The 23,418-nt window shown below is 66.4% G+C and carries 17 protein-coding genes; 5 read left to right on the forward strand and 12 right to left on the reverse strand.

Features of this window, described 5'->3' with window-relative positions; translation table 11 throughout:
• Positions 1-40: 40 nt before the first annotated feature.
• Positions 41-973, forward strand: a complete 933-nt coding sequence (locus ACP696_RS05730; protein ID WP_426012020.1) for an N-acetylneuraminate synthase family protein — start codon at positions 41-43, stop codon at positions 971-973.
• A gap of 9 nt (positions 974-982) precedes the next feature.
• Here ACP696_RS05730 and rfbF read toward each other — a convergent pair whose 3' ends face one another.
• From rfbF to ACP696_RS05770, 8 genes are all read right to left on the reverse strand, one after another.
• Positions 983-1,891: a glucose-1-phosphate cytidylyltransferase gene (gene rfbF / locus ACP696_RS05735; protein WP_426012022.1), complete on the reverse strand. Its 909-nt coding sequence runs from the start codon at positions 1,889-1,891 to the stop codon at positions 983-985.
• A 270-nt stretch (positions 1,892-2,161) separates the two neighbouring features.
• The gene (locus ACP696_RS05740; protein ID WP_426012024.1) at positions 2,162-3,268 is read right to left on the reverse strand and encodes a PfkB family carbohydrate kinase; all 1,107 of its coding nucleotides are present in this window, start codon (positions 3,266-3,268) and stop codon (positions 2,162-2,164) included.
• A complete protein-coding gene (locus ACP696_RS05745) occupies positions 3,269-3,943 on the reverse strand; it encodes a bifunctional 4-hydroxy-2-oxoglutarate aldolase/2-dehydro-3-deoxy-phosphogluconate aldolase (protein ID WP_426012026.1) in 675 nt (224 codons plus the stop codon).
• A gap of 565 nt (positions 3,944-4,508) precedes the next feature.
• Positions 4,509-7,244, reverse strand: coding sequence for a phosphoenolpyruvate carboxylase (gene ppc, locus ACP696_RS05750; RefSeq protein ID WP_426012028.1), 2,736 nt, complete (start codon positions 7,242-7,244; stop codon positions 4,509-4,511).
• 183 nt (positions 7,245-7,427) lie between these two features.
• Positions 7,428-8,195 (reverse strand): 2-dehydro-3-deoxy-D-gluconate 5-dehydrogenase KduD, encoded by a 768-nt coding sequence (kduD, locus tag ACP696_RS05755; protein ID WP_426012562.1) that lies wholly within the window; start codon positions 8,193-8,195, stop codon positions 7,428-7,430.
• Between the two features lie 152 nt (positions 8,196-8,347).
• The gene (gene kduI, locus ACP696_RS05760; RefSeq protein ID WP_426012030.1) at positions 8,348-9,196 is read right to left on the reverse strand and encodes a 5-dehydro-4-deoxy-D-glucuronate isomerase; all 849 of its coding nucleotides are present in this window, start codon (positions 9,194-9,196) and stop codon (positions 8,348-8,350) included.
• Between the two features lie 18 nt (positions 9,197-9,214).
• Positions 9,215-10,678 (reverse strand): glucuronate isomerase, encoded by a 1,464-nt coding sequence (gene uxaC / locus ACP696_RS05765; protein ID WP_426012032.1) that lies wholly within the window; start codon positions 10,676-10,678, stop codon positions 9,215-9,217.
• A 105-nt stretch (positions 10,679-10,783) separates the two neighbouring features.
• On the reverse strand, positions 10,784-11,866 hold the full coding sequence (locus ACP696_RS05770; protein WP_426012034.1) for a LacI family DNA-binding transcriptional regulator: 1,083 nt from the start codon (positions 11,864-11,866) through the stop codon (positions 10,784-10,786).
• A gap of 161 nt (positions 11,867-12,027) precedes the next feature.
• Here ACP696_RS05770 and ACP696_RS05775 point away from each other — a divergent pair, with 161 nt between their 5' ends.
• Together ACP696_RS05775 and ACP696_RS05780 are read left to right on the forward strand one after the other, a co-directional pair.
• A complete protein-coding gene (locus ACP696_RS05775) occupies positions 12,028-13,536 on the forward strand; it encodes a UxaA family hydrolase (protein ID WP_426012564.1) in 1,509 nt (502 codons plus the stop codon).
• On the forward strand, positions 13,533-14,975 hold the full coding sequence (locus ACP696_RS05780) for a mannitol dehydrogenase family protein (protein WP_426043531.1): 1,443 nt from the start codon (positions 13,533-13,535) through the stop codon (positions 14,973-14,975). The genes ACP696_RS05775 and ACP696_RS05780 overlap by 4 nt, the downstream gene beginning before the upstream one ends.
• A gap of 147 nt (positions 14,976-15,122) precedes the next feature.
• On the opposite strand, the gene ACP696_RS05785 is transcribed toward ACP696_RS05780, so the two are convergent.
• The 3 genes from ACP696_RS05785 to ACP696_RS05795 all read right to left on the reverse strand — a co-directional run bounded on the left by ACP696_RS05785 (position 15,123) and on the right by ACP696_RS05795 (position 18,893).
• The gene (locus ACP696_RS05785) at positions 15,123-15,683 is read right to left on the reverse strand and encodes a sugar transferase (RefSeq protein WP_426043532.1); all 561 of its coding nucleotides are present in this window, start codon (positions 15,681-15,683) and stop codon (positions 15,123-15,125) included.
• Positions 15,684-15,686: 3 nt separating this feature from the next.
• Positions 15,687-18,521, reverse strand: a complete 2,835-nt coding sequence (locus ACP696_RS05790; RefSeq protein ID WP_426043533.1) for a polar localization protein TipN — start codon at positions 18,519-18,521, stop codon at positions 15,687-15,689.
• Positions 18,522-18,692: 171 nt separating this feature from the next.
• Complete coding sequence (locus tag ACP696_RS05795; protein ID WP_426043534.1) at positions 18,693-18,893, reverse strand: hypothetical protein; 201 nt, start codon at positions 18,891-18,893, stop codon at positions 18,693-18,695.
• A 290-nt stretch (positions 18,894-19,183) separates the two neighbouring features.
• Here ACP696_RS05795 and cysD point away from each other — a divergent pair, with 290 nt between their 5' ends.
• Positions 19,184-20,116, forward strand: a complete 933-nt coding sequence (gene cysD, locus ACP696_RS05800) for a sulfate adenylyltransferase subunit CysD (RefSeq protein WP_426043535.1) — start codon at positions 19,184-19,186, stop codon at positions 20,114-20,116.
• On the forward strand, positions 20,117-22,045 hold the full coding sequence (cysN, locus tag ACP696_RS05805) for a sulfate adenylyltransferase subunit CysN (RefSeq protein WP_426043536.1): 1,929 nt from the start codon (positions 20,117-20,119) through the stop codon (positions 22,043-22,045).
• Between the two features lie 91 nt (positions 22,046-22,136).
• Here cysN and ACP696_RS05810 read toward each other — a convergent pair whose 3' ends face one another.
• Positions 22,137-23,297, reverse strand: coding sequence for an MFS transporter (locus ACP696_RS05810; protein WP_426043537.1), 1,161 nt, complete (start codon positions 23,295-23,297; stop codon positions 22,137-22,139).
• Positions 23,298-23,418 lie beyond the last annotated feature (121 nt).

Raw genomic sequence — 23,418 nt, forward strand, 5'->3', positions numbered from 1 at the left:
CCAAGCGCCCGCGCGGCGGCCGCGCAACAGGACCCCGACCATGCAGACCCTCGACGCGCTGACCACCAAGGCTCTTTCCGTGGAAAACATGGCCACCGAACGCCTGGCCGCTATCCCTTGGCCGCTAGCTGACAGACCGTTCGTGATCGCTGAGATCGGCATCAATCACAATGGCGACCTCGATATCTCCAGGCAACTGATCCGCGCCGCCAGCGAGGCCGGCTGCGACGCGGTGAAGTTCCAGAAGCGGACGATTGACATCGTCTACACGGCCGAAGTGCTGGCTCAGGCGCGGCAGAGCCCCTGGGGCGAGACCCAGCGCGCCCAGAAGGAAGGCCTCGAGTTCGGCGAGGCCGAGTACGACGCCATTGACGCCTACTGCCGCGAGTTGGGCTTGGCGTGGTTCGCCTCGGCCTGGGACGTACCCAGCCAGACCTTCCTGGCCAAGTACGACCTACCTTACAACAAAATCGCCTCGGCGATGCTCACGCATCGGCCCCTGGTCGAGGCCGTGGCCGCCGAGGGCAAGCTGGTCTTCGCCTCCACCGGCATGTGTACTTTCGAGCAGATCGACACGGCGGTAGAGATCCTGCGCGCGGCCGCCTGTCCGTTCGTGCTGATGCACACGGTGTCGACCTATCCGACTCCGCCGGCGGACCTCAACCTAATGACCATCGACACCCTGCGTCGCCGCTACGGCGCACCAGTCGGCTACAGCGGGCATGAAAGCTTGGTGGAGCCCAGCCTGGTGGCCGCCATGCTGGGAGCCGTGGCCATCGAGCGCCACATCACCCTGGACCGCGCGATGTACGGCTCGGACCAGTCCGCCTCGCTGGAGCCGGGCGAATTGAAGGTCCTGGTTTCGCGCCTGCGCGATTTGCGCGAATGGCTGGGCGATGGCGAGAAGCGGATCACACCCGGCGAGGCTTCGGTCGCCGAGAAGCTGCGCTACTGGCCGGGCGGCGCCACCTAGGCCGTACGCCTACCAGTTCTTCCAAGGCGCGCCCTTCGCCCACAGGTCTTCGAGATACAGTTTCTCGCGCAGCGTATCCATCGGCTGCCAGAAGCCGTCGTGCCGGTATGCCCGCAGCTCGCCGGCCTTGGCCAAACGCTCCAGCGGCGCTTGTTCAAGCACCGTGTTGTCGCCGTCGATCAGGTCCAGCACCTTTGGTGACAACACGAAGAAACCGCCGTTGATCCGTCCGCTTTCGGACGAGGGTTTCTCGATGAACCGCTCGACGGTGTCGCCCTTGATCTTCAAGGCGCCGAAGCGCGCGAGGGGGGTCACCGCGGTGATGGTCGCCTGGGCGCCGTGGGCTTCGTGGAAGCGAACCAGCGCGCCAATGTCAACGTCTGACAGGCCGTCGCCGTAGGTCAGACAGAAATACGGATCATTTTGGATATAGCGCCCCACCCGCTTGATCCGGCCGCCGGTCATGGTGTCGTCGCCTGTATCGACCAGGGTGATGGTCCAGGGCTCGGAATGACTCTGGTGGACCTCGACCTGGCCGCTCGGCAGAATCGTCAGGTCGGCGTTCTGATAGGCGTAGTTCAGGAAATACTCTCGGACCTTGTCGCCGAGGTAACCGCAGCAAATGATGAAATTGTTCAGGCCATGGGCGCTGTAGGATTTCATGATGTGCCAGATGATCGGGCGACCGCCGATTTCGACCATGGGCTTGGGGCGCACCTGAGTTTCCTCGGCGATCCGCGTGCCCTTACCGCCAGCCAGGATCACGACTTTAGGGCTGTTGTTCTGCGTCATTTTTCGACTGTTTCCGCGCCGCGAATCCCAAGTTGACACTAGCGAAATCGCCCGTGGCAAACACCACCACAGAGGAGAATGCCAAGCCTTTGAACCTCCGACATCCGGTTCAAACAGTGCGGCCAAGTTTCTCCACACCCTAACGCGTTGGATGACAACCGACGTAGACTGATTGATCCATTGCGGTCGCGGGGGTTGCGAAGAATAAGCGCCCTGGCGCCGCGACGCGACACACAGCAAAAGGCCCCCGGCCTCGCAGCCGGGGGCTCTGCTAAAATGCGGTGGACGAAGACTAGAGCATTTTTCGAGCGAAGTTGTTCCGGTTCGCGTGAAGAACAATGCGTCAAAACAAAAGATTAGAGCTCACGGTCTGACGCAGTCAGGTCGGGAAATGCTCTAGCGGATAACCCGCGCGCCCTTGCCCTTCATCACGGCCTCGACCTCCGCTTGGCGCACCATCGAGGTGTCGCCAGGCGTGGTCATGGCCAGGGCGCCGTGAGCCGCACCGTACTCGACGGCGGCCTGGGGGCCCTTGCCTTCCATGAAGCCGAACGCGAGACCCGAGGCGAAGCCGTCGCCGCCGCCAACGCGGTCATAGATCTCGAGGTTCTCGCGCATCATCGACGCATAGAACTCGCCGCCGGCATAGAGGATCGCCGACCAGTCGTTGACCGAGGCGGTCTTGGCGTTGCGCAGGGTGGTGGCGGCGACCTTGAAGTTGGGGAACTGCTTGACGGCGGTCTCGATCATCTTCTTGAAGTTGGCCGGGTCGATCGACGAGATGTGCTCGTCCAGGCCTTCGACCTCAAAGCCCAGGCAGGCGGTGAAGTCTTCTTCGTTGCCGATCATCACGTCCACATATTGGGCGATGTGGCGGTTGACCTTCTGGGCCCCCTCCTTGCCGCCCTGCGACTTCCACAACGAGGCGCGGTAGTTCAGGTCATAGGAGATGACGGTGCCATACTTGCGGGCCACTTCGACCGCTTCGATCACGGCTTCGGCGGTGTTGCTGGCCAGGGCCGCGAAGATGCCGCCGGTGTGGAACCACCGAACGCCCTCTTCGCCGAACAGCTTTTCCCAGTTCACTTCGCCGGGACGGATCTGCGAGGCGGCGGTGTGGCCGCGGTCGCTGCAGCCCAGGGCCGGCCGAACGCCGAAGCCCTTTTCGGTGAAGTTCAGGCCCACGCGGGTGTTGCGGCCCAGACCGTCGAAGTCGCGCCAGATGATGTGGGAGGTGTCGACCCCGCCCTGCATCATCAGGTCCTCGACCAGCCACCCCAGGTCGTTCACCGGCAAGGCGGTAACGGCCGTCGAGCGCTTGCCCCAGCACTTCTTGAAAGCACGGGCGACGTTATATTCGCCGCCGCCTTCCCAGACGTTGAACTGACGGGCGTTGCGAACCCGGCCGAAACCGGGATCGAAGCGCAGCATCACCTCGCCGAAGCTGGCGCAGTCCCACTTGGTTTCAGAGGCGGGGCGGATATCGAGGATATTGTCGGTCATTTAGGCCTTCCCACGAACCTTTTTGATAAGGTCCACCGTGTCGCGGACCTTCTTGGTGATACCGGCGTAATCGCCCGCATCGAGCAACTCTTGGGTGATCAGCTTGGAGCCCATGCCGGCGGCGACGATGCCCGCGCCGAACCACTTGGTCACCGAGGCCTCGTCAGGATCGACGCCGCCAGTCGGCATGATGCGGGTCCAGGGCATCGGGCCCAACACCGCCTTGATGAAGTCCGGGCCGCCGACCGACGAGCCGGGGAACACCTTGACGATCTCGCAACCCAGTTCCTCGGCGTAGGAGATTTCCGAGGCCGAACCGCAGCCGGGCGAATAGGGGATCTTGCGGCGGTTGCAGACCTTGGCGACATCGGCGTTGAGGATCGGGCCGACCACGAACTTGGCGCCGTTGGCGATGTAGATGCCGGCGGTCGGCGCATCGACGATCGAGCCGACGCCCATGATGACGCTGGGATCGGCCGAGGCGAAGTAACGGGTCACTTCGTAGAAGACGTGGCTGGCGAAGTCACCGCGGTTGGTGAACTCGATGCAAGGTGCGCCGCCATCGGCGCAGGCCTGGATCACCTTCTTACAGACCTCGACATCGGGGTGATAGAACACCGGGATCACGCCCTGGCCCATCAGCGCCGTCAGTACGGCCATGCGGTCTTTCACCATCAGTAATGCTCCTAAAAGGATCGATCTTGCGTCCGGCCCAGCTGTGTGGCCTTGGCGTGGAAGATTTCGCCGCGTTCGGCGCTGGGCGACCGTTTAGACCGGGTCGCGGCCGGACGCCACATCGGAGGCTCCCGCAACGTCAATTCCATGGCTCTGGTCGATCGTCCTTTGTTTCCACCCTGCCCCGCCGCCGCCCCGATTGCCTCGGATCGCGGCGCAGGGCGTGTCGTAAATAAAGGGCGTCAGGCCGAAGCTCGACGCCCGAGTTTGCGCAGGAGCGAACTCAGAAAGAGCCGCGAACGTCTGGAATTGGGCAGACCAATCCAAAACGTCATGATACCAGAAGCGGAAGTGGACAGGCCACTTTGCCACCGGTGTCAATTGGGAATTTACCCCGAAGCGCCGCCTTGTGCAAGCCCGTTGAAAACGGTGTTTTATGTTTTGACGGAAGGGATGAAAATCAGCAGCAGTAGGGTCGGGTAAATGCCCTTAGGCGTGTCCCCAATGAAGCCCTGCCCTGTCTGGGGACACGCCCAAGGGCACGTCCCCGTCAGCACCACTGCCCTCATCCCGTGTTGCGCAGGCCCGCCGCGATGCCGGCCACGGTCAGCTGGATGGCCAGACGCACGTTCTCGTCCTGATCGCCGGCCCGGCGCCGGGTCAGCAGCTCAAGCTGCAGGTGGTTCAGCGGATCGACCGACAGGCCGGCCAGGGCGACAGACTCGGCCAGCTCCGGCTGGTTGTCGAGCAGGGCGCTTCCGCCCCGGATCGCCAGGGCGATCTTCGAGGCGCTGTCGTGCTCGGCCTGGATGGTGTCAAAAATCCGCTGAGCGTCGGTCGTGTCGGGCGACAGGGCCATGTATCGCGCGGCGATGCCCATGTGGCTCTGGGCCAGGGCCAGCTCCATGTTGGAGAGCAAGGCCCCGAAGAAGTCGAAGCCGCCGGCCAGGTCCTGCAGTTGCCCCGTAGAGAGCCCAGCCCGTTCGACACCAGCGGCGAAGCCGTACCAGCCGGGCAGCATGAAACGGGCCTGCGACCAGGAAAACACCCAGGGGATGGCCCGAAGGTCTTCGATCTTGCGGCTGGCGGTACGCGAGGCGGGCCGGCTGCCAATGTTGAGGCCGACGATCTCGCCGATCGGCGTGGCGGACCAGAAGAAGTCTTCGAAGGCCGGGTCGTCGTACACCAGGGCCCGGAAGCCATGGAAGGAGGCCTCGGCCAGAGCGGTCATCGCCGCGTCGACCTTGGGGTCGGGGCGTTGAACCGGGCGCTCGCTGGCCATCAGGGCCGCAGCGGCAAGTCCGTCGAGGTTGCGGCGGGCGGTGGGCTGGTCGCCGAACCGTCGGGCGATCATCTCGCCCTGCTCGGTCATGCGGATTCGGCCTTGGACGGTGCCTGCCGGCTGGGCCATCACCGCTTCGGCGGCCGGTCCCCCGCCCCGCCCGACCGAGCCGCCGCGGCCATGGAACAGCTGCAGCCCAACGCCCATGCGCTCGGCCTCGAAGGCCAGGGCGGAAGCGCCGCGCGCCACGCCGCGCCGCGAGGCCACATAGCCGCCGTCCTTGTTGCTGTCCGAATAGCCGAGCATGATTTCCTGCACCGGCCGGTCGCCCAGGATGGTGCGGCTAAGCGGCAGTTCCAGCCATTGGCGCAGCACGCGGGGACCGTTCTCCAGATCCTCGATGGTCTCGAACAGCGGGCTGATCTTCACAGAGGCGCGCGGCGCCGCCCCGCCCCAGACCAGGCCGACCTGCTTGAGCAGAACCAGTGGCTCGAGGATGTCCGACAGGGTCGCCGACTTGGAGATCACATAGGCGCCGAGGCAGCCGTGGCCGTAGTCGCGCACCATCTGGGCGGCCGCCTCCATGGTCGCCAGTTCCTTGGTCGTTTCCTCGCCATAGGCGGTGAACGGCGAGACCAGCGGCCGCTGATGCGACAACTCGTTGATCAGCAGCTTGGAGCGGGCTTCCTCGTCGAGGTCCAGGTACCTCACGCCGGTGCCGGCCCGCTGGAACAGTTCGTGCAGGGTGCGCTCGTGGACGTCGGCGTTCTGGCGTAGATCCAGGCTCATCAGGTGAAAGCCGCAGGCCTGGGCCACCTCGACCAGGGTCCGCAGGGCTGTGCCGACCAAGCGCTCGCCGCCGTTGCGTTCGAGGCTGTCGATGATGATCTTCAGGTCTGCCACGAAGGCCTCGGGATGAGCATAGGGCTCGACCTCCGTGCGACCGTTGGCGAAGGCCACCCACTGGTTGGTCAGCTTCTGCGACACCGCCGAGAGACGATCGAAGATCAGCTCCAGGGCCAGGCGATAGGGCTCGTCCATGCGATGAACGGACGGGTCCTGCGTCTGGGCCGCCAAGGTCCTCACCTCGTCCGAGACCGGCGCATAGGCGGTGGAGACCGCCAGGTTGGACCACAGCTTGCGCACCTCGGCGGCGTACCAGTCGAGGATGACCCGAGCCTGGGAGGCCAGGGCCAGCTTGAGCGTGTCGCCATTGACGCCGGGGTGACCGTCGCGGTCGCCGCCCAGCCACGAGCCCATCTTCAGCAGCGGGGCCATCTGGCCATGCTCGCCGATCTGGGCCGACCAGTCGCCATAGAGGTCGACGATCGCCGGCAGGATTGAGGTGCGGACGATCGACAGGGCGTTGCGGATCTCGTCCTTCACGGTGATCCGTTCGGGACGATAAAGCCGGGTGCGCCACATCAGGGCGATCTCGCGGAAAAGGCGCTCGCGGATGTCGGCCTCGAGATCGGCCGGCAGGTGGTGGCGGCGCAGAGCCATCAAGCGCGAGATCTCGGTCTCGCGGTCGACCATGCTGCGGCGGCGCACCTCGGTGGGGTGGGCGGTCAGCACCGGCACCACATTCATTGCGGCCAGCACCTTGGTCAGCTCGGCTGGGGTCTTGCCCTGGGCGACCAGCGCCTTGACGGCGTCGACCAGGGTGCGGGGGCGATCATCGCCCGGCTGGGCGTCGGCCTCGGCGTGGCGACGGCGACCGGCGACGTCCTCGCCGATATTGGCTAGCATCGAGTGGCTGGCCAGGGCGCGGGCCAGGAAGATCGCCTGGTCGCTGGACAGGTCGGCGAACAGATGGTCCAGCCGCGCGGCCTCGCCGTCCGGCCTATCCTGCGAGGCGGCCTTGCGGGCGGTGGCCACCAGCTTGGCGGCCTCGTCGCCATCGAGATAGGCGATGGCCTCGTTCAGCAGGTCGCTCAGCAGGTGGGCGTTCTGCCGGACGTTGCGGCTGGTGGGGCGATCCCCCTCGGACGACAAGAAGACCGACAGGGGATTGCGCATGCGCGGAGCTCCGAGGCCGCCGCGAAACGGCGACGGCTCATCAGGGTAGAAATGAACGAGACGACAGCCGGACGCCGGGCCCAGTCTGACGTAACGGCGCCCTTACCGCGCTTTGATCACCGGGAAAAGGCGGCAAGCGCAATGGTTACGGTACCAATCGCAGGCTTGCGCAGAAATCAGCCTCTAGCGCGCCAACCAACCGCCATCCACGGGCAAGGTAATCCCCTGAACATAGTCCGAGGCCGAGGAGGCGAGGAACACCGCCGCCCCGCCCAAGTCGCCTGGTTGACCCCAACGGCCGGCCGGAATGCGAGCCAGGATCGAGGCGTTGCGGTCGGCGTCGTTGCGCAGGGCCTCGGTATTGTTGGTGTCGAAATAGCCTGGCGCGATGGCGTTGACATTGATGCCCTTGGCCGCCCATTCGTTGGCCAGGATCTTGGTCAAGCCCGCCAGGCCGCTCTTGCTGGCGGTGTAGGATGGGACGCGGATGCCGCCCTGGAACGACAGCAGGCTGGCGATGTTGATGATCTTGCCGATCGAGCCTTCTCCGCCCTGCTTCAGAACCTGCTTGGCGAAGGCCTGGGTCAGGAAGAAGACGACCTTCAGATTGGTGTCCATCACCGCGTCCCAGTCGGCTTCGGAGAAGTCGATGCTGTCGGCGCGACGGATGATGCCGGCGTTGTTGACCAGGATATCGACCTTGCCGAAGGCGCTGACGGTCTCGTCGATCACGCGCTGCACGGGCTCGATCGAGCCGAAATCGGCCTGAATCGACAGGAACTTGCGGCCCGTGGCTTCCACCAGGGCTTGCGTCTCGGTCGGGGTGCTGCGGCCGGCGACGGCGACGTCCGCGCCGGCTTGCGCCATGGCCACGGCCACCGCCTGGCCGAGACCGGTGTTGGCGCCGGTGACGAGGGCGACCTTACCTTCGAGGCTGAACGGATGGGCCATCATGCTGTCTTCCTGATCTAAATCTTGTCATCCCAGACGGCCTGAAGGGCCGATCCGGGACCGCCACAAACGCAGGCGCTTGCGGCGGTCCCGGGTTTTCGCTTGGCTGCGGCCGGGATGACAGCCGCAGGGAAGTGCAGCGGTCCCCGCCCCTACTTCAGCTGGCAGATGTCCAGCACGTTCATGTCGGTATAGTCGAGGTTCTCGCCGCCCATCGCCCAGATGAAGGTGTAGTTCGAGGTGCCCGAACCCATGTGGATCGACCACGGCGGGCTCATCACGGCTTCCTGGTTGGCGATCACGATGTGACGCATCTCGTCCGGCTCGCCCATGTAGTGGAAGACCCGGTCGTTGTCGCCCAGGCCGAAGTAGAAATAGGCTTCCGAACGGCGGTCGTGCAGGTGAGGCGGCATGGTGTTCCAGACGCTGCCCGGCTTCAGCACGGTCATGCCCAGCAGCAGTTGGGCCGACTTGCAGGTGGTCGGCACGATGTACTGGTAGATGGTGCGTTCGTTGGAGGTCTCCAGCGCGCCGCGCTCCAGCGGGACGGCGTTGGCGAACTCGAGCTTCTTGGTCTCGAAGGCGGTGTGAGCCGGCAGGCTGGTGATGTAAAAGCGGGCGGGGTTGGCGGCGTCGGCGCTCTCGAACGTCACGTCCTTGGAGCCCATGGTCACATAGATGCCGTCGCGCGGCTCGATGTCGTAGGCGAGGCCGTCCACGGTCACCTTGCCGACGCCACCGCCGACATTGATGGCGCCCAGCTCGCGGCGTTCCAGGAACGGATGACCGGCGGCCGAGGCCGGCTCGGTCTGGTCGGGCAGCTTGACGGCGGTCGAGACCGGGGCCGCACCACCGATCACGAAGCGTTCGGCGTGATTGTACTGCAGCACAATTTCGTCGGCCGCGAACAGACCCTGCATCAGGTAACGATCGCGCAGGTCGTCATTGCTGACCGCGTACATCATGTCGGGGTGGGTGGCGTGGTAGGTCTTGGCGAACATCTTGGAGCTCCGGGAAATCTATTCGGCGGCGTATTGTGTGGCGGGCGTCGGTTGGACGGTCCGCGGTTGGTCGAGTTTGTAGGCCTTCTTAGGGAGTTTGTACGTCAGGTCGACGATCAGCTCGGCGGCCTCGACCTCGTCCATGCGGTGCTCGGCGACCATGCGGGCCAGGAAGCTGCTGTCCACGCGGCGGGCCACGTCGTGGCGGGCCGGGATCGACAGGAAGGCGCGGGTGTCGTCGTTGAAGCCGACGGTATTGTAGAATCCCGCCGTCTCGGTGACCTGCTCGCGGAACCGCATCATACCCTCTGGGCTGTCGTGGAACCACCAGGACGGACCCAGCTTCAGCACCGGATAATGGCCGGCCAGAGGGGCCAATTCGCGGCTGTAGACCGTCTCGTCCAGCGTGAAGAGGATGATCGACAGGCGCGGGTCATTGCCGAACTTGCTGAGCAACGGCTTGAGGGCGCTGACATATTCAGTCTGCATCGGGATGTCGGCGCCCTTGTCGCGACCGTGGCTGTCCAGCAGGCCGGTGTTGTGGTTGCGGTGCGAGCCGGGGTGGATCTGCATGACCAGCCCGTCGTCCAGGCTCATCTTGGCCATCTCGGTCAGCATCTGGGCGCGGAACAGCTCGGCCTTGGCGGGCGTCACCTCGCCCTGTAGCAGGCTCTGGAACAGGGCCTCGGCCTCGACGTCGCTGAGGTCGGCGGTGGCCGCGGTCGGATGGCCGTGATCGCTGGAGGTGGCGCCTGCGTCGATGAAGGCGGCGCGGCGGATGCGGTGGCCTTCGAGATAACCGCGCCAACTGGTGACGTCCTGGCCTGACACTTCAGCGAAGCGGTCGAACGACCAGCCGAAACGCTCGTCCTCGAAATCGATGACGGCGTCGGGACGGTAGGCCGTGATCACATGGCCGCCCCAACCGCTCTCACGGATGGCGTGGTGATGCTTGAGACTATCGTGAGGACCCTCGGTGGTGGCGAGGGTCTCGATGTTGAAGCGGTCGAACAGGGCGCGGGGTCGGAAGGCCTCCGTGGCCAGCGCTTCGTTGATCCGGTCGAAATAGAGATCGGCGGTGTCGGCGCCCAGGAAGACCTCGAACCCAAACACCTTGCTGAACACGTGGTTCAGCCAGATCCAGGACGGCGTGCCGCGGAACAGGTGGAAGTTCTCGGCTAGCAGCCGCCAGGCGGCGCGCGGGTCGGTCGCCGGCACGCCGGCCTTGGAGCGGACCTTCAGCGAGTCGAGGCTGATCCCTTGGCTGTAGAGCATGCGGAACAGGTAGTGGTCGGGCGCCAGCAGCAGGTCGGTGGCGTCCTCGAAAGGGGCATTGGTCGCGAACCAGGACGGGTCGGTGTGACCATGCGGGCTGATGATCGGCAGATCCTTGACCTGGCCATACAGCGTACGGGCGATGCCCCGCGTGCGCTCGTCTGCCGGGAACAGGCGGTCATCGTGAAATATCAGAGGCCGAGCCATTGGCGTCTCCTACTCCTTAATCCGCCGACGGCGTTGACTGGCCGCTTCGACGCGCTTGGTAACCGGTGTCATGAAGCTATGCAAGCCACGGCGGCGCGGCCGACCCTACACCGAGGATGGTGGGGCCGACGACTCCCGAACGACCAGATAGGGGATCGGGCTGTTCGGATCACGCTTCTCACGAACTGCGGCGTTAATCAGTTTCTCGGCGGCGATCCGTCCCACTTCGCGGGTCGGAATATGGATCGTCGTCAAGGGCGGCCAGACGGCCTGGGCGATCTGGAAGTCGTCGAACCCGACCACCGTCAGGTCGGCGGGAACCTGCAGGCCCGCCCGTCGCGCCGCCTGCAGAACGCCCGCGGCCATCTCATCGTTACCGGCGAAAATCGCCGTTGGACGCGGGTCCATCGCCAGCAGGGTCTCGCCGCAGGCCAGGCCCGACTCGAAGGTGTAGGCGCCTTGGACCACGTAGTCGTCTTCGAGCTTCAGGCCGGCCTTGTTCAGGGCGTCCTCCAAACCCCCTCGCCGCTCGTGCGACGAACGGAAGCTTGGCAAGCCGCTGATGAAGCCGATCCGCCGATGGCCCAATTCGACCAGGTGGGCGCCCATGGCCTCGCCGCCCAATCGGTCGTGACCGACGATCATATGCTCGGGCTTGTCCAGCTCGACCGAGGCGATGCGGATATATTCGCAGCCGATCTCGCGTAGTAGCTTGGCCACCCGTTCGTCTTCCGAGACCGACGGCGGCAGCACCACTCCAAACAGCTTCTGGCGCTCGACGAAGGTGCGTACATCCTGCAGGAAGGTCGGGCTGGAACGATCGCAAGGATGCACCACCAGCTCAAACCCAGAGCCCCGGATACCATCCAGCAAGCCCAGTTGCATGTTGACGACATATTGCGGGTTAGGATTGTCGTAGATCATGCCGATCAGGAACGAGCGGCGGAACGCCAGGCCCCGCGCCTGGGGATCGGGCGCGTAGCCCCACTCGGCGATCACCGCCTCGATACGCTCGCGGGTCTCGTCGCGCACGAAGGGCGACTGGTTGATGACGCGCGAGACGGTCTTCTTCGACACCCCCGCCAGGCGGGCGATGTCGTTGATGGTGGCGCGCTTGCGACCACCTTCGAGGCCAGACTCGGGTTCCGGGCCATCGTTGTCCGTCAGGGGGGTGTTGGACGAGGTCAAAGCGTTTCCATGCAGCGATCGTTGGTTTGTTTTGTCATACTCTACGCAAGAAGGCGTCGCTACAGATGCGCGGACAGGCGTAATTGGCCTATGCTGACACCGGTTTCCCCACCTCGTTGACGGGGATGGCAACACGAAATGTCCCAATGACCAACAGTTTGATGAGTGACCCGCCCTCCGCCGCCACCGAATCGATCCACGGCGTCGATCCACGCGACCACGTCGCCACGGCGCTTCGCGACCTCGTGGCGGGCGAGACGCTCGACCTGCATGGTCAGTCGATCATCGCTCGCGCCGACATTCCCAAGGGCCACAAGATCGCTCAGCGAGCCGCGGCCAAAGGCGAGGACGTCTTGAAATACGGTTGGCCGATTGGCCGGGCCACGGTGGAGATCGCCGTCGGCGATCACGTCCATGTCCATAATGTCGAAACCCGGCTGTCGGGCGTCGAGGACTTCACCTACGCCGTTGCGACACCGGATGACCACCTCGCTTCGCCGCCAGGAAGCTTCCTGGGCTATCGCCGCAAGAATGGTCGGGTCGGGACCCGCAACGAGATCTGGGTGCTATGCACGGTTGGCTGCGTGGCCAACACCGCCCGGCGGATCGCCGAGAAGGCCAATGAGCGCTTTGCCGGCCGGGTGGATGGGGTCTTTGCCTTCCCTCACCCGTTCGGCTGCTCGCAGTTGGGAGACGATCTGATCCACACCCGCAAGCTGATCGCCGGTTTGGCGGCCCATCCAAACGCCGGCGGCGTGCTGATCCTGGGTCTGGGCTGCGAAAACAATCAGCTGAAGGCGCTGCTGGAGTCCGCGCCGGGCCTGGATCCCGAACGCCTGCGCTCGTTCACCACCCAGATGGTCGATGACGAACAGGAAGACGGCCTGGCCGCCATCGAGGCCCTGATCGAGATCGCCGAGCGCGACCACCGCGAACCCGCGCCGCTGGCGGACCTGGTTGTCGGCCTCAAGTGCGGCGGTTCTGATGGCTTTTCCGGCGTCACCGCCAATCCGCTGGTCGGCCGCATCGCAGACAAGGTCTCCGACGCTGGCGGCACGCCGGTCTTGACCGAAATTCCAGAGGTATTCGGCGCCGAGCAGGTGCTGCTGTCGCGCTCGGCCAGCCGGGCCGTGTTTGACGGCGCGGTGCGGGTGATCGACGACTTCAAGCGCTACTTCATCGATAACCACCAGCCAATCTACGAGAACCCCTCGCCCGGCAACATCGCCGGCGGCATCACCACCCTTGAGGAGAAGTCCCTCGGCGCGGTGCAGAAGGGCGGCCGCTCATCGCTGGTCGAGGTGCTGCGCTATGGCGATCAGGTCGGGCCGCACGGCCTGACCCTGCTAGAGGCGCCCGGCAATGACGCCGTGTCGTCCACCGCCCTGACCGCGGCGGGTGCGACGGTGATCCTGTTCACCACCGGTCGCGGCACGCCACTCGGCTTTCCCGCCCCGACCCTGAAGATCGCGTCCAACAGCGCTCTGGCCGCGCGAAAGCCGGGCTGGATCGACTTCGACGCTGGGGTCGTGCTGGCGGGCGTGACCATGGACGCGGCGGCCGACTCCCTGATGGACCTGGTGGTGGCCACGGCCTCGGGCCAGCAGACCAAGGCTGAACTCAACGGCGAGCGCGAAATCGCCATCTGGAAACAAGGCGTGACCCTTTGACCGACACCGTCTCTCGCCCGCTGCGCCTCAACGCCGTCAGCTATCCCGCCACCATTCCGAGCGTCGCGCAGCCGGCCTATGATCGCGACAAGGTGACCGTCGGCGTCGTGCACTTCGGGCCAGGCGCGTTTCACCGAGCCCACCAGGCCTGCTATTTCGACCAGCTTCTGAACAGCGACCCGCGCTGGGGGATCTGCGCCGTCTCGCTGAAGAGCCCGGGCGTCCGCGACGCGTTGGAGCCGCAAGACGGTCTCTACACCTTGGCCCAGTTGGACGCCAAAACCACCTTCCGCATCGTAGGCTCGATCCTGGAAGTGCTGGTCGCGCCCGAGGATCCGCCCGCCGTCTTCGCCCGCCTGGCCGCGTCGATGACCCGGATGGTCACGCTGACGGTGACCGAAAAGGGCTATTGCCTAACCGGCGACGGCAAGCTGGACACCGCCCATCCCGACATTGTCCATGACCTGGCCCATCCGCGCGAGCCGGTCAGCGCCGTGGGTTATCTCGTCGAGGGCCTGCGCCGTCGCCATCTGGCCGGGCTGCCGCCCTATGCCGTGGTGGCCTGCGACAACCTCGGAGACAACGGCTGGCGGCTGAAGGCGGCGACCGTCGCCTTCGCAGAGGCGATTGATCCGGAACTCGCCGCCTGGATCGAGACCGAGGGCCGCTTCCCGCGCACCATGGTCGACAGCATTACCCCGGCCACCGACGACGCTCTGCGCGAGCGGGTCGAGAAGGCCACCGGCCTGTCCGACGCCTGGCCGATCCAACGCGAAGCATTTACCCAGTGGGTTGTCGAGGACGTGCTCGGAGACGACGCGCCCGACCTGGCGTCGGTCGGCGTCACCCTGACCGACGACGTTCGCGGCTTCGAACGCGCCAAGCTGCGGCTGCTGAACGGCGTGCACTCGACCATCGCCTATGCCGGCCTGCTGAAAGGTCATGAAACGGTGTTCGAGGCCATCAGCGATCCGGATCTGGCCCAGATCGCCGAGGACCTGATGGTCCAGGACATCATCCCCACCTTGACCGCCCCGCGCGGCCTGGACCTGGCCGCCTACGCCCAGGCCATCCTGGCCCGGTTCCGCAATCCCGAAATCCGCCACCTGCTGAGCCAGATCGCCTGGGACGGCTCTCAAAAACTGCCGTTCCGTATCCTGGGCACGGTGGTCGATGCGCTGGAGGCCGGCCGCTCGGTCGACCGCCTGGCCCTGCCCTTGGCCGCCTGGATGCACGTCATCCGCCGCCGCACCGCCGAGGGCGTGAAGATCGTCGATCCCTTGGCTGAGCGTTTGGTCGAGACGGCGGCCGCCTGCACCGGCGATGCTTCGACCGATGTGGCGTCGTTCCTGAAGTTGGAGCCGGTGTTCAGCCGGGAGTTGGCGAGCAACGCGGCGTTCGTGGCGGCGTTGGAGAAGGCCTACGCAGCGCTATCCTGACAAGTCCTCCCGCCGTGGGGGAGGTGTCGGCGAAGCCGACGGAGTGGGGAGTGATCGGCAGGTAGTCACGGACAAGATCGAGCGTCGTAAATCTCCCCCCACCGGTCGCTGCGCGACCACCTCCCCCACGGGGGGAGGACTGCATCCCTATCGCGTTACACCCATGCCCGTCATGACGGGCAGCACGGTGGCGAGCAAAATTCGCAGGTCGAACCAGAACCCCTGGCGCCGCAAATATTCGGCGTCCAAAGCCACCTTCGCCGGTGTGGCGATCTCGTCGCGGCCGTTGATCTGGGCCCATCCGGTTACGCCGGGCCGCAGCGTCTCGACGCCGGCGGCCGTCCGCAGCGCCACGAGGTCATCCTGATTGAACAGCGCCGGCCGGGGCCCGACCAGGCTCATTTCGCCGACCAGCACGCTCCATAGCTGCGGCAATTCGTCGAGGCTTGTCTTGCGCAGGAGGCCGCCCAAGGGGGTGAGCCAGCGATCGGGGCCTTCCAGCAGATGGGTGGCGACCTCCGGCGTGTCGATCCGCATTGTGCGGAACTTGGGCATCGCGAACAGCGCGTTACCGCGCCCTACTCGTTGCGACCAATAGAGCGCCGGCCCCTTCGAGGTCAGGCGCACCACCCCCGCCAGCACCAGAAGCGGGACAGCCAGCACCAGCAGCGCCCCGCCGGAGGCCGCCACGTCGAACAGACGCTTCACGGCCTAGGCCAGATCGCCGGAAGCCGCGTCCAGCAGCAGGTAGGCGCGTCCAGCGTCGGAGGACAAGAGGGCGGCCACCAGGAAGCCTTCGCGGTCCTGATCAGCCGCCTCGTCCATCATGCCTGAATAGCGGCGCAGGAAGCGGTCGGCGTCGGCGCGCAATGCCGCGTCGGAGAACAGGCGGCGCACCAGGCGGCGAATGGCGGCTGGAGCCAGTTTCTTGACCACCTCACGGGCACCCTCACTGTCGTGGGTCTGGATGGTGGCGGCGATCTCGTCGATGCGACCGCGCGGTAGCAGGGCCGTCGGGTCTATGCCCATGGCCAGGATCTCGGCGGCCATCTTCTCGCCCAGGGCGGCGTCGCCCGGCGCGGCGCTTTCCAGGCCCGACAGCATATTGCGCCACGACCAGCCGCCCGGTGGTTCGGCCTGCTCGGTGGGCTGGGCGGGCGGCGGCGCGGCGTTGCGGCCACCGGCGGCGTCGAAGATCGAGCGGAACTCGTCATCGGAGGCGGTCGGGGTCAGGCGAAGGCGGGGGCGCAGGCCGATCTCGTCGGCGCTCGGCTCATTGACCGGCTGGACCACGGGCGGCGCCAGCGGGGCGGCGGCTTGAGGCGGACGCACTAGCCCCGCGGCTCCCCGCGATGCGGGCGGCGGCTGAGGCGCGCCCGCCACGCCCATCCGGCTGACCGCTTCGCTGAGCATGTCGTAGTTGCGACGAACCCGCTCCTGGAACGCCTGGTCGATCGCGGCGGTCTCCTCGGCGGTCTGGCGAGCGGCCAGACGCAAGGACTCGATGCCGTGGTTGATCTGGGCGCGGACCTCGTTGGCGCGGGCCAGGGCTTCGGCCGGCAGGTCGGCGGTGCGACGACCGACGTCCTCCAGCATCGACTCCATCTCGGCGATGGTGGCCCGGGCCGTCTCGACACTCTCGGCCAATTTCAGGGCCGTACGGGCGCCAGCCTGCTCGACCACCTGGGCCGATTGCTCGATCAGATCGCGGGCCTCGTCCATGCGCGACTCAAACACCGTGTCGGCCTTCTGGCCCGCAGCGAACGCGATCTCATTGAGCTGGTCGACACGACCCCGCGCTGTCTCGACCCGTTGTTCCACGCCTTCGCTGGCCTTGCGGGCGGCGGCGGCCATGGCGTCCAGCGCGTGGTTGAGCGCGCTCTCTAAATCGCTGCGCTGCCCGCCGGCCGCGCTAGCCAGGGCGGTGATCGCGCTGGAGGTTTCGGCGGCCAGGGCCTCACGCTCGGCGCGGGCGGTCTCGGCCACTTCGCGCAATTGGTCGGCCGCCGCGCCGATCAGGCCGCGCAGCACCTCGGCCCCCATGGCCGCCATGTCGCCCATCTCGGTGGCGCCGGCGCGGGTGTGGCCGATGAATTCGGTGAGCTGGGCGGTTCGGGTCTCGGCCTCGCCGGCGAAGTCTTCCTGGTCGGCGCGCAACGACTGACTGGCCGCGACCAGCACGGCGCGCTGCTGGGCCAGGTTGCGCTCAACAGCGGCCATCTGGTCGCCCACGCCCTGACCGGCGGTCTCCAGCCGAGCGATTTGCCGCGAGAGGTCCTCTGCCCCAACCCGCGCGGCGTCGGACGCCTCGGAGGCGGCGGCGGCAAGGTCGGCGGCTCGGGCGGCGAGCGCGGCTTCGGCTTCGCGAAGCTGGGTCTCGGCCAGGTCGGAAGCCTCGGCGACCATCCGCGCCTGGCTGCCGATGGCGTCGACCACGGCGGTGGACTGGGCGTCCAGCGTCGTCGATAGGGCGTGCATGGCCTGGCGTTCGTGCCCCAGTCCGTCGGACAGCTGCTTGACCATCCGCGCCGACTCGCTGGTGGTCTGGGCCAAGGCGAGGGTCTCTTCGGCCAAGGCCTCACGCAGGGCCTGGACGCGCGCGCGCGCGTCCTCGGCGGCGGCTGCGGCGGCGTCGATCTCGGCGCGAATGCCTTCGACGGCGCTGGTCACGCCGGCCGAGGCCAGGGCCGCAGGGGTCACCAGGCGGTCGGTCATCACGCGATTGCGCTTCAGCTCCGCCGAGACGGCCAAGGCCTGGCGTAGCATGTAGGCGCCCAGCAGGGTCAGGAGAGCGGGACCGATCGCCAGGGCGGCGAACACCGCCAAGGCGAACTGATCGACCTTCAGCGCGGGCACACCAGCGCCATAGCCCAGGGCAAAGGCGATCGGCGCCAGCGCCCACAGTGCAGCGGCGGCGGCGGCGAGGCTCCAATAGAGCGGGGCCGGCATCGGCTTCTTGTCATCGTAGGTGGCGGACAAGGGTGTGATGGTGGGCGCGGTCCGCGGCGTTGGCGGGGTTTGGCGCGGCTTCGCGACGGCGGCTTCCGACCGTTTCGCCGGCGCCTCCGGCTCCACGACCGGGGCCGGCGACTGGACAGCCGAGGCGGTCAGGAAGGAGGGCAGCGGCGCGAACGGCTCGGCCTCGACCTGGGCGTTCCGCTTGGGGCGCGGTGGCGTATAGGCCGCAAAGGCGGGAATCGGATCATCGGCCCCAGGATCGGTCGAGTGGGGCGCTACGGGCAATGGCCTTTCGACTTCGGCCTTGGACGCGGCCTCGGCTGGACGCTCCTTTGGCGTCGATGCAAAGAAACCCCGACGGGCGGCGGTCCTTGGCGTCTCCACGATCGGCGTGGGTTCGGGGTTCAGCGGGCCACGATCAAGCGTCGGCGGCGGCGAGGCTTCTGGCACAGCGGCGATGTCCAGATCCAGGTCGGGTTCGCTGACCGGCGCATCGGCCTGGGGCTCGACTTGACGGCCGACGTCCTCGACCGGCGGTTCCATCGCGATGCCGGAGAAATCAAGCGGTTGGCGCTTCTTAGGCTTCATACGCAGCCATGGTCCCAGAGCGAACGGCGTAGGGCCGGATGAACACCGCCGCGCGGGCGCCCCACCCTCGCGCAACGCTCAAACCTAACGGCGAAAAGCCCGCGCGCATAGCGGGTTCCGGCGGTTTTCCCGTCAGAGGTGAACTTGCCGCGAAGCCTGCTCGTGAAAGGCCTAGGCGCGAACCGCGGCAAGCTGGCGATGAGCGCAACTCATGGTGCTTTGCACGGCCTGCTGGCGCGGCGACCGCGCAACGGTGCGCTCGGCCTTGGACGGGGCCTTGACCTGATGCTCAACGACCACGCCGAACTGGCACAGGGCCATGGCCGATAGCCAGAGCATGATCGCAGTGATGAATTCAGCCAGGGATGACATCGGTGAGCCCACAATCCGATACCGGCGTTATGCGACAGTTTGCGCCCAAGCTCGAATGAACTTTTGGTCATGAAAGGCAGCGACCGTGGTCGCGCCTCCCATCGAAGCTCACAGCGTCTGCAGTTTTCTCCGCCTTGCCCCGCTGTTCCGCCGCACCTAGGTGCAGTCCCAGGATCACCGGTCGGCGCCGCGCCCATGGCATGGCGGCGGCGCTTTACCATTTGCGGACATGCGTTTTGCCCCCTAGCCCAGTCGCCTCCTTGTCGCACGACGCCTTTGCGGACACGTCCATGAGTGCGCTGACTTCGGCTCGCGTGAGTCCCGAGCGCCTGACGCATCTTCAGCGGCTGGAGGCCGAGAGCATCCACATCCTGCGCGAGGTCGCCGCAGAGTGCGAACGGCCTGTGATGCTCTATTCGGTCGGCAAGGACAGCGCCGTCATGCTGCACTTGGCCGCCAAGGCCTTCTATCCGTCCAAGCCGCCCTTCCCGCTGCTTCACGTCGACACAACCTGGAAGTTCCGGGCGATGTACGACCTTCGCGACACCATCGCCAACCAGTTGGGCTTTGAACTCCTGGTGCACAAGAATCCCGAGGCCGAGGCGCGCGGCATCAATCCGTTCGACCACGGCAGCGCCCTCCACACCGACCTCTGGAAGACCGAGGGCCTCAAGCAGGCGCTGGCCAAGCATGGCTTCGACGCGGCCTTCGGCGGCGCCCGCCGCGACGAGGAGAAGAGCCGCGCCAAGGAACGCGTCTTTAGCTTCCGCACCTCTGATCAGCGCTGGGACCCCAAGGACCAGCGGCCCGAACTGTGGAAGCTCTACAATACCCGCAAGCACCCCGGAGAAAGCTTGCGAGTCTTCCCGATTTCCAACTGGACCGAGTTGGATGTCTGGCAATACATCCACCTGGAGAACATCCCGATCGTCCCGCTCTACTTCGCGGCCGAGCGGCCAGTGGTCGAACGCGACGGAAGCCTGATCATGATCGATGACGATCGCTTCCGGCTGCGTCCGGGCGAAGTCCCCCGGATGAAGAGCGTGCGGTTCCGTACCCTGGGCTGCTATCCGCTGACCGGGGCCGTCGAGAGCACGGCCTCGACCCTGCCCGAGGTGATCCAGGAAATGCTGCTGACCACAACCAGCGAGCGCCAAGGCCGGGCCATCGACCACGACCAGTCGGCCTCGATGGAAAAGAAGAAGCAGGAAGGGTATTTCTAGATGGCCCCCGCTTCCGTGAACACGGTCTACAAGCCCTCCGACCTGATCGCCGAGGACATCGACGCCTATCTGCTGGCCCACCAGCACAAGTCGCTGCTGCGCTTCATTACCTGCGGCAGCGTGGATGACGGCAAGTCGACGCTGATCGGCCGCCTGCTGTACGACAGCAAGATGATCTTCGAGGATCAGATGGCCGCCCTCGAGGCTGACTCCAAGCGGGTCGGGACCCAGGGTGGAGCGATCGATTTCGCTCTGCTGGTCGATGGTCTGGCCGCCGAGCGCGAGCAGGGCATCACCATCGACGTCGCCTACCGGTTCTTCTCCACCGACAAGCGCAAGTTCATCGTCGCCGACACCCCCGGTCACGAGCAATATACCCGCAACATGGTCACCGGCGCCTCGACCGCCGATGCGGCCGTGGTCCTGATCGACGCCCGCAAGGGGGTGCTGACCCAGACCCGCCGTCACTCCTATCTCGTCCAGCTGCTGGGCATCCGCCACGTGGTGCTGGCTGTGAACAAGATGGACCTGGTCGGATGGGACCAGGCGCGGTTCGACGAGATCGTCGCCGACTACCGGGCCTTCGCCGACCAGATCGGCCTGCAGGTCTTCACCCCGATCCCAATCTCGGGCCTGACCGGCGCCAACATGGCCGGCCGGGGCGAGGAGTCGCCGTGGTTCGACGGGCCGATCTTGATGGACTGGCTGGAGGGCGTGGAGGTCGAGGACGATCTGCGAAGCCAGGCGTTCCGCATGCCGGTGCAGTGGGTCAACCGCCCCAACCTCGACTTCCGGGGCTTCTCCGGCCAGATCGCCGCCGGCACGGTCAAGCCGGGCGACAAGGTCAAGTCGCTGCCCTCGGGCCGCGAGAGCACCGTCGCCCGCATCGTCACCCTGCCCGACGACCTGCCCCAGGCCTTCGCCGGCCAGTCGGTGACGATCACCCTGGCCGACGAGATCGACGTCAGCCGTGGCGACATCCTGGTGGCCGCGGACGACCCCGTCGCCGTGGCCGGCCAGTTCGAGGCCACCGTCGTCTGGATGGACGACGAGCCCCTGCCCCCGGGCCGTTCGTACCTGCTGAAGATCGGCACGCGGATGGTCGGGGCCAGCGTCACCGAGATCAAGCATCGGGTGAACGTCAACACGCTGGAGCACCTGGCCGCCAAGAAGCTGGAGCTGAACGAGATCGGCCTCGTGAACCTGTCGCTCGACCAGGAGATCCCGTTCGAGCCCTATAGCGTCAATCGCGACCTGGGCGGCTTCATCCTGATCGACCGGATCAGCAATCGGACCGTTGGCGCGGGCCTGCTGAACTTCGCTCTGCGCCGGGCCGACAATATTCACTGGCAGCACACCGACGTCAGCAAGGCCTCGCGGGCCTCCCTGAAGGGCCAGCGCGGCCGGGTCGTCTGGCTCACCGGCCTGTCGGGCGCCGGCAAGTCGACGATCGCCAACCTGGTCGAGAAGCGGCTGCACGCCCTGGGCCGCCACACCTATCTGCTGGACGGCGACAATGTCCGCCACGGCCTCAACAAGAACCTCGGCTTCACCGAGGAGGACCGGGTCGAGAACATCCGCCGGGTCGCCGAGGTGGCCAAGCTGATGGTCGATGCCGGCCTGATCGTGCTGACCGCCTTCATCTCGCCGTTCCGGGCCGAGCGCCGCCTGGCGCGCGAGATCCTGCAGGATGGCGAGTTCGTCGAGGTGTTCGTCGATACGCCTTTGGCGGTGGCCGAGGAACGCGACGTCAAGGGTCTGTACAAGAAGGCCCGAGCCGGCGACCTGAAGAACTTCACCGGCATCGACAGCCCCTACGAAGCGCCGGAAGCGCCGGAGTTGCGGATCGACACCACGAAAATGGACCCCGTCGCGGCCGCTGAACTGATCGTCGCCTGGCTTGAGGGCGAGCTGGATTACGAGATCTAGACCGCGGTCGCGAATGGGGACACGCACAAGTGCATGTCCCCGGCCGGGTCTCTGACGGGGACATGCACTTGTGCGTGGTCCCCAACCCGACTTAGCGACCCGCCAGCCCCGTCAGCCTCAACGCCCCGATCAGCCCCAGCGCGCCCATCACCGCCATCACCAGATACCCCCTCACCCCGAAGACGTCGAACAGCGGGCCAGACGCCAGGGTAGCCACCCCGAGCATGAAACCAGCCGACAGGGCCGAGTTGATCGCTTGGGCGGCCGAGGCGCTCTGCGGCGGGGCCAAGCGCTCGATCAGGCGCAGCGAGGCCATGAAGCTGGCCGCGAAGGTCAGGGCGTGCAGGGCCTGCAGCGGAAACAGCAGCCATAGCGGCGGGGCGAACGCCAGGGCCGTCCAGCGGATCACCGCCGCCGCCCCGCCCAGCACCAGCAGTCGTTCGGGCCCGACCTTGCGCCGCCAGGGCTCGGCGAACCACATGAAGCCGACCTCGACCGCCACGCCGACGCCCCAGAGCACGCCGATCATCGGTTCGGAAATTCCCTCGCGCCGCCAGAGCAGGGTCGAGAAGCCATAGTAGAAAGCGTGGGTTCCCTGGATCAGGCCGGCGGTCACCACGGCGAGCAGGAAGGTCTTGTCGCGGAGCAGTGTGCCGAGCCCCTTCCAGCGCATCGACTTGTCCGGCGCCACCTGAGTTTCGTGCACCCGGTCGGGCGGCAGGATCGTCAGGGCGACCAGGCCGCAGCCCAGCACGGCCACGGCGATCCAGATCGGGATGATGCTCGGCGCCGCCACCGCCAGCAATGCGCCCATGGCCAGGTTGCCGACGATGAAGGCCGCCGAGCCCGCGCCGCGCGGCACGCCGTAGTTGAAGCCCTCCAGCCTCGAGCGCCGCAGGGTGATGACGTCGATCAACGGGGTCAGGGTGGTCAGGCAGGTCATGGCGACCAGCCAGCAAAGCAGCAGAGCCGGGAACCCCGGGGCGGCCAGCAGGGCGAGATAGCCGGCCCCCGCCCCTAAAGCCAGCCACGCCAGGGGGGTGCGCCGCAGGGCGAAGCCATCGGCCCACACCGCTAGGGCCGGACCGGTGAACGGCCGGATCAGCATCGGCAGGGCCAGGGTCAACCCGATCTGGGCGCCCGTCAGGCCGCGCGAATGGAAATAGGTCGCGATGAACGGCAGGCTGACGCCGGTGCCGAGATAGGAGACGACGTAGAACAGGCCCAGGCGGGTTTGGGACGACGCCTTCAAATCCCTTCTCCCCTTGCGGGAGAAGGTGTCAGCAAAGCTGACGGGTGAGGGGGCGCGCCGCCCTGCCCGCTCGCGGTGGACCCGCCCGTCAGCCCCTCATCCGACCTCGCTCCGCGAGACC

The sequence above is a fragment of the Caulobacter sp. DWR3-1-2 genome (assembly GCF_049896225.1).
Lineage (GTDB): Bacteria > Pseudomonadota > Alphaproteobacteria > Caulobacterales > Caulobacteraceae > Caulobacter.

What these genes read in the sequence shown, in the direction of transcription:
- ACP696_RS05730 (WP_426012020.1), top strand. Translation starts at nt 41, where the DNA reads ATGCAGACCCTCGACGCGCTGACCACCAAGGCTCTTTCCGTGGAAAAC.
- ACP696_RS05740 (WP_426012024.1), bottom strand. Translation starts at nt 3,268, where the DNA reads ATGACCGACAATATCCTCGATATCCGCCCCGCCTCTGAAACCAAGTGG.
- ACP696_RS05745 (WP_426012026.1), bottom strand. Translation starts at nt 3,943, where the DNA reads ATGGTGAAAGACCGCATGGCCGTACTGACGGCGCTGATGGGCCAGGGC.
- ppc (WP_426012028.1), bottom strand. Translation starts at nt 7,244, where the DNA reads ATGCGCAATCCCCTGTCGGTCTTCTTGTCGTCCGAGGGGGATCGCCCC.
- kduD (WP_426012562.1), bottom strand. Translation starts at nt 8,195, where the DNA reads ATGGCCCATCCGTTCAGCCTCGAAGGTAAGGTCGCCCTCGTCACCGGC.
- kduI (WP_426012030.1), bottom strand. Translation starts at nt 9,196, where the DNA reads ATGTTCGCCAAGACCTACCACGCCACCCACCCCGACATGATGTACGCG.
- uxaC (WP_426012032.1), bottom strand. Translation starts at nt 10,678, where the DNA reads ATGGCTCGGCCTCTGATATTTCACGATGACCGCCTGTTCCCGGCAGAC.
- ACP696_RS05775 (WP_426012564.1), top strand. Translation starts at nt 12,028, where the DNA reads ATGAGTGACCCGCCCTCCGCCGCCACCGAATCGATCCACGGCGTCGAT.
- ACP696_RS05790 (WP_426043533.1), bottom strand. Translation starts at nt 18,521, where the DNA reads ATGAAGCCTAAGAAGCGCCAACCGCTTGATTTCTCCGGCATCGCGATG.
- ACP696_RS05795 (WP_426043534.1), bottom strand. Translation starts at nt 18,893, where the DNA reads ATGTCATCCCTGGCTGAATTCATCACTGCGATCATGCTCTGGCTATCG.
- cysD (WP_426043535.1), top strand. Translation starts at nt 19,184, where the DNA reads ATGAGTGCGCTGACTTCGGCTCGCGTGAGTCCCGAGCGCCTGACGCAT.
- cysN (WP_426043536.1), top strand. Translation starts at nt 20,117, where the DNA reads ATGGCCCCCGCTTCCGTGAACACGGTCTACAAGCCCTCCGACCTGATC.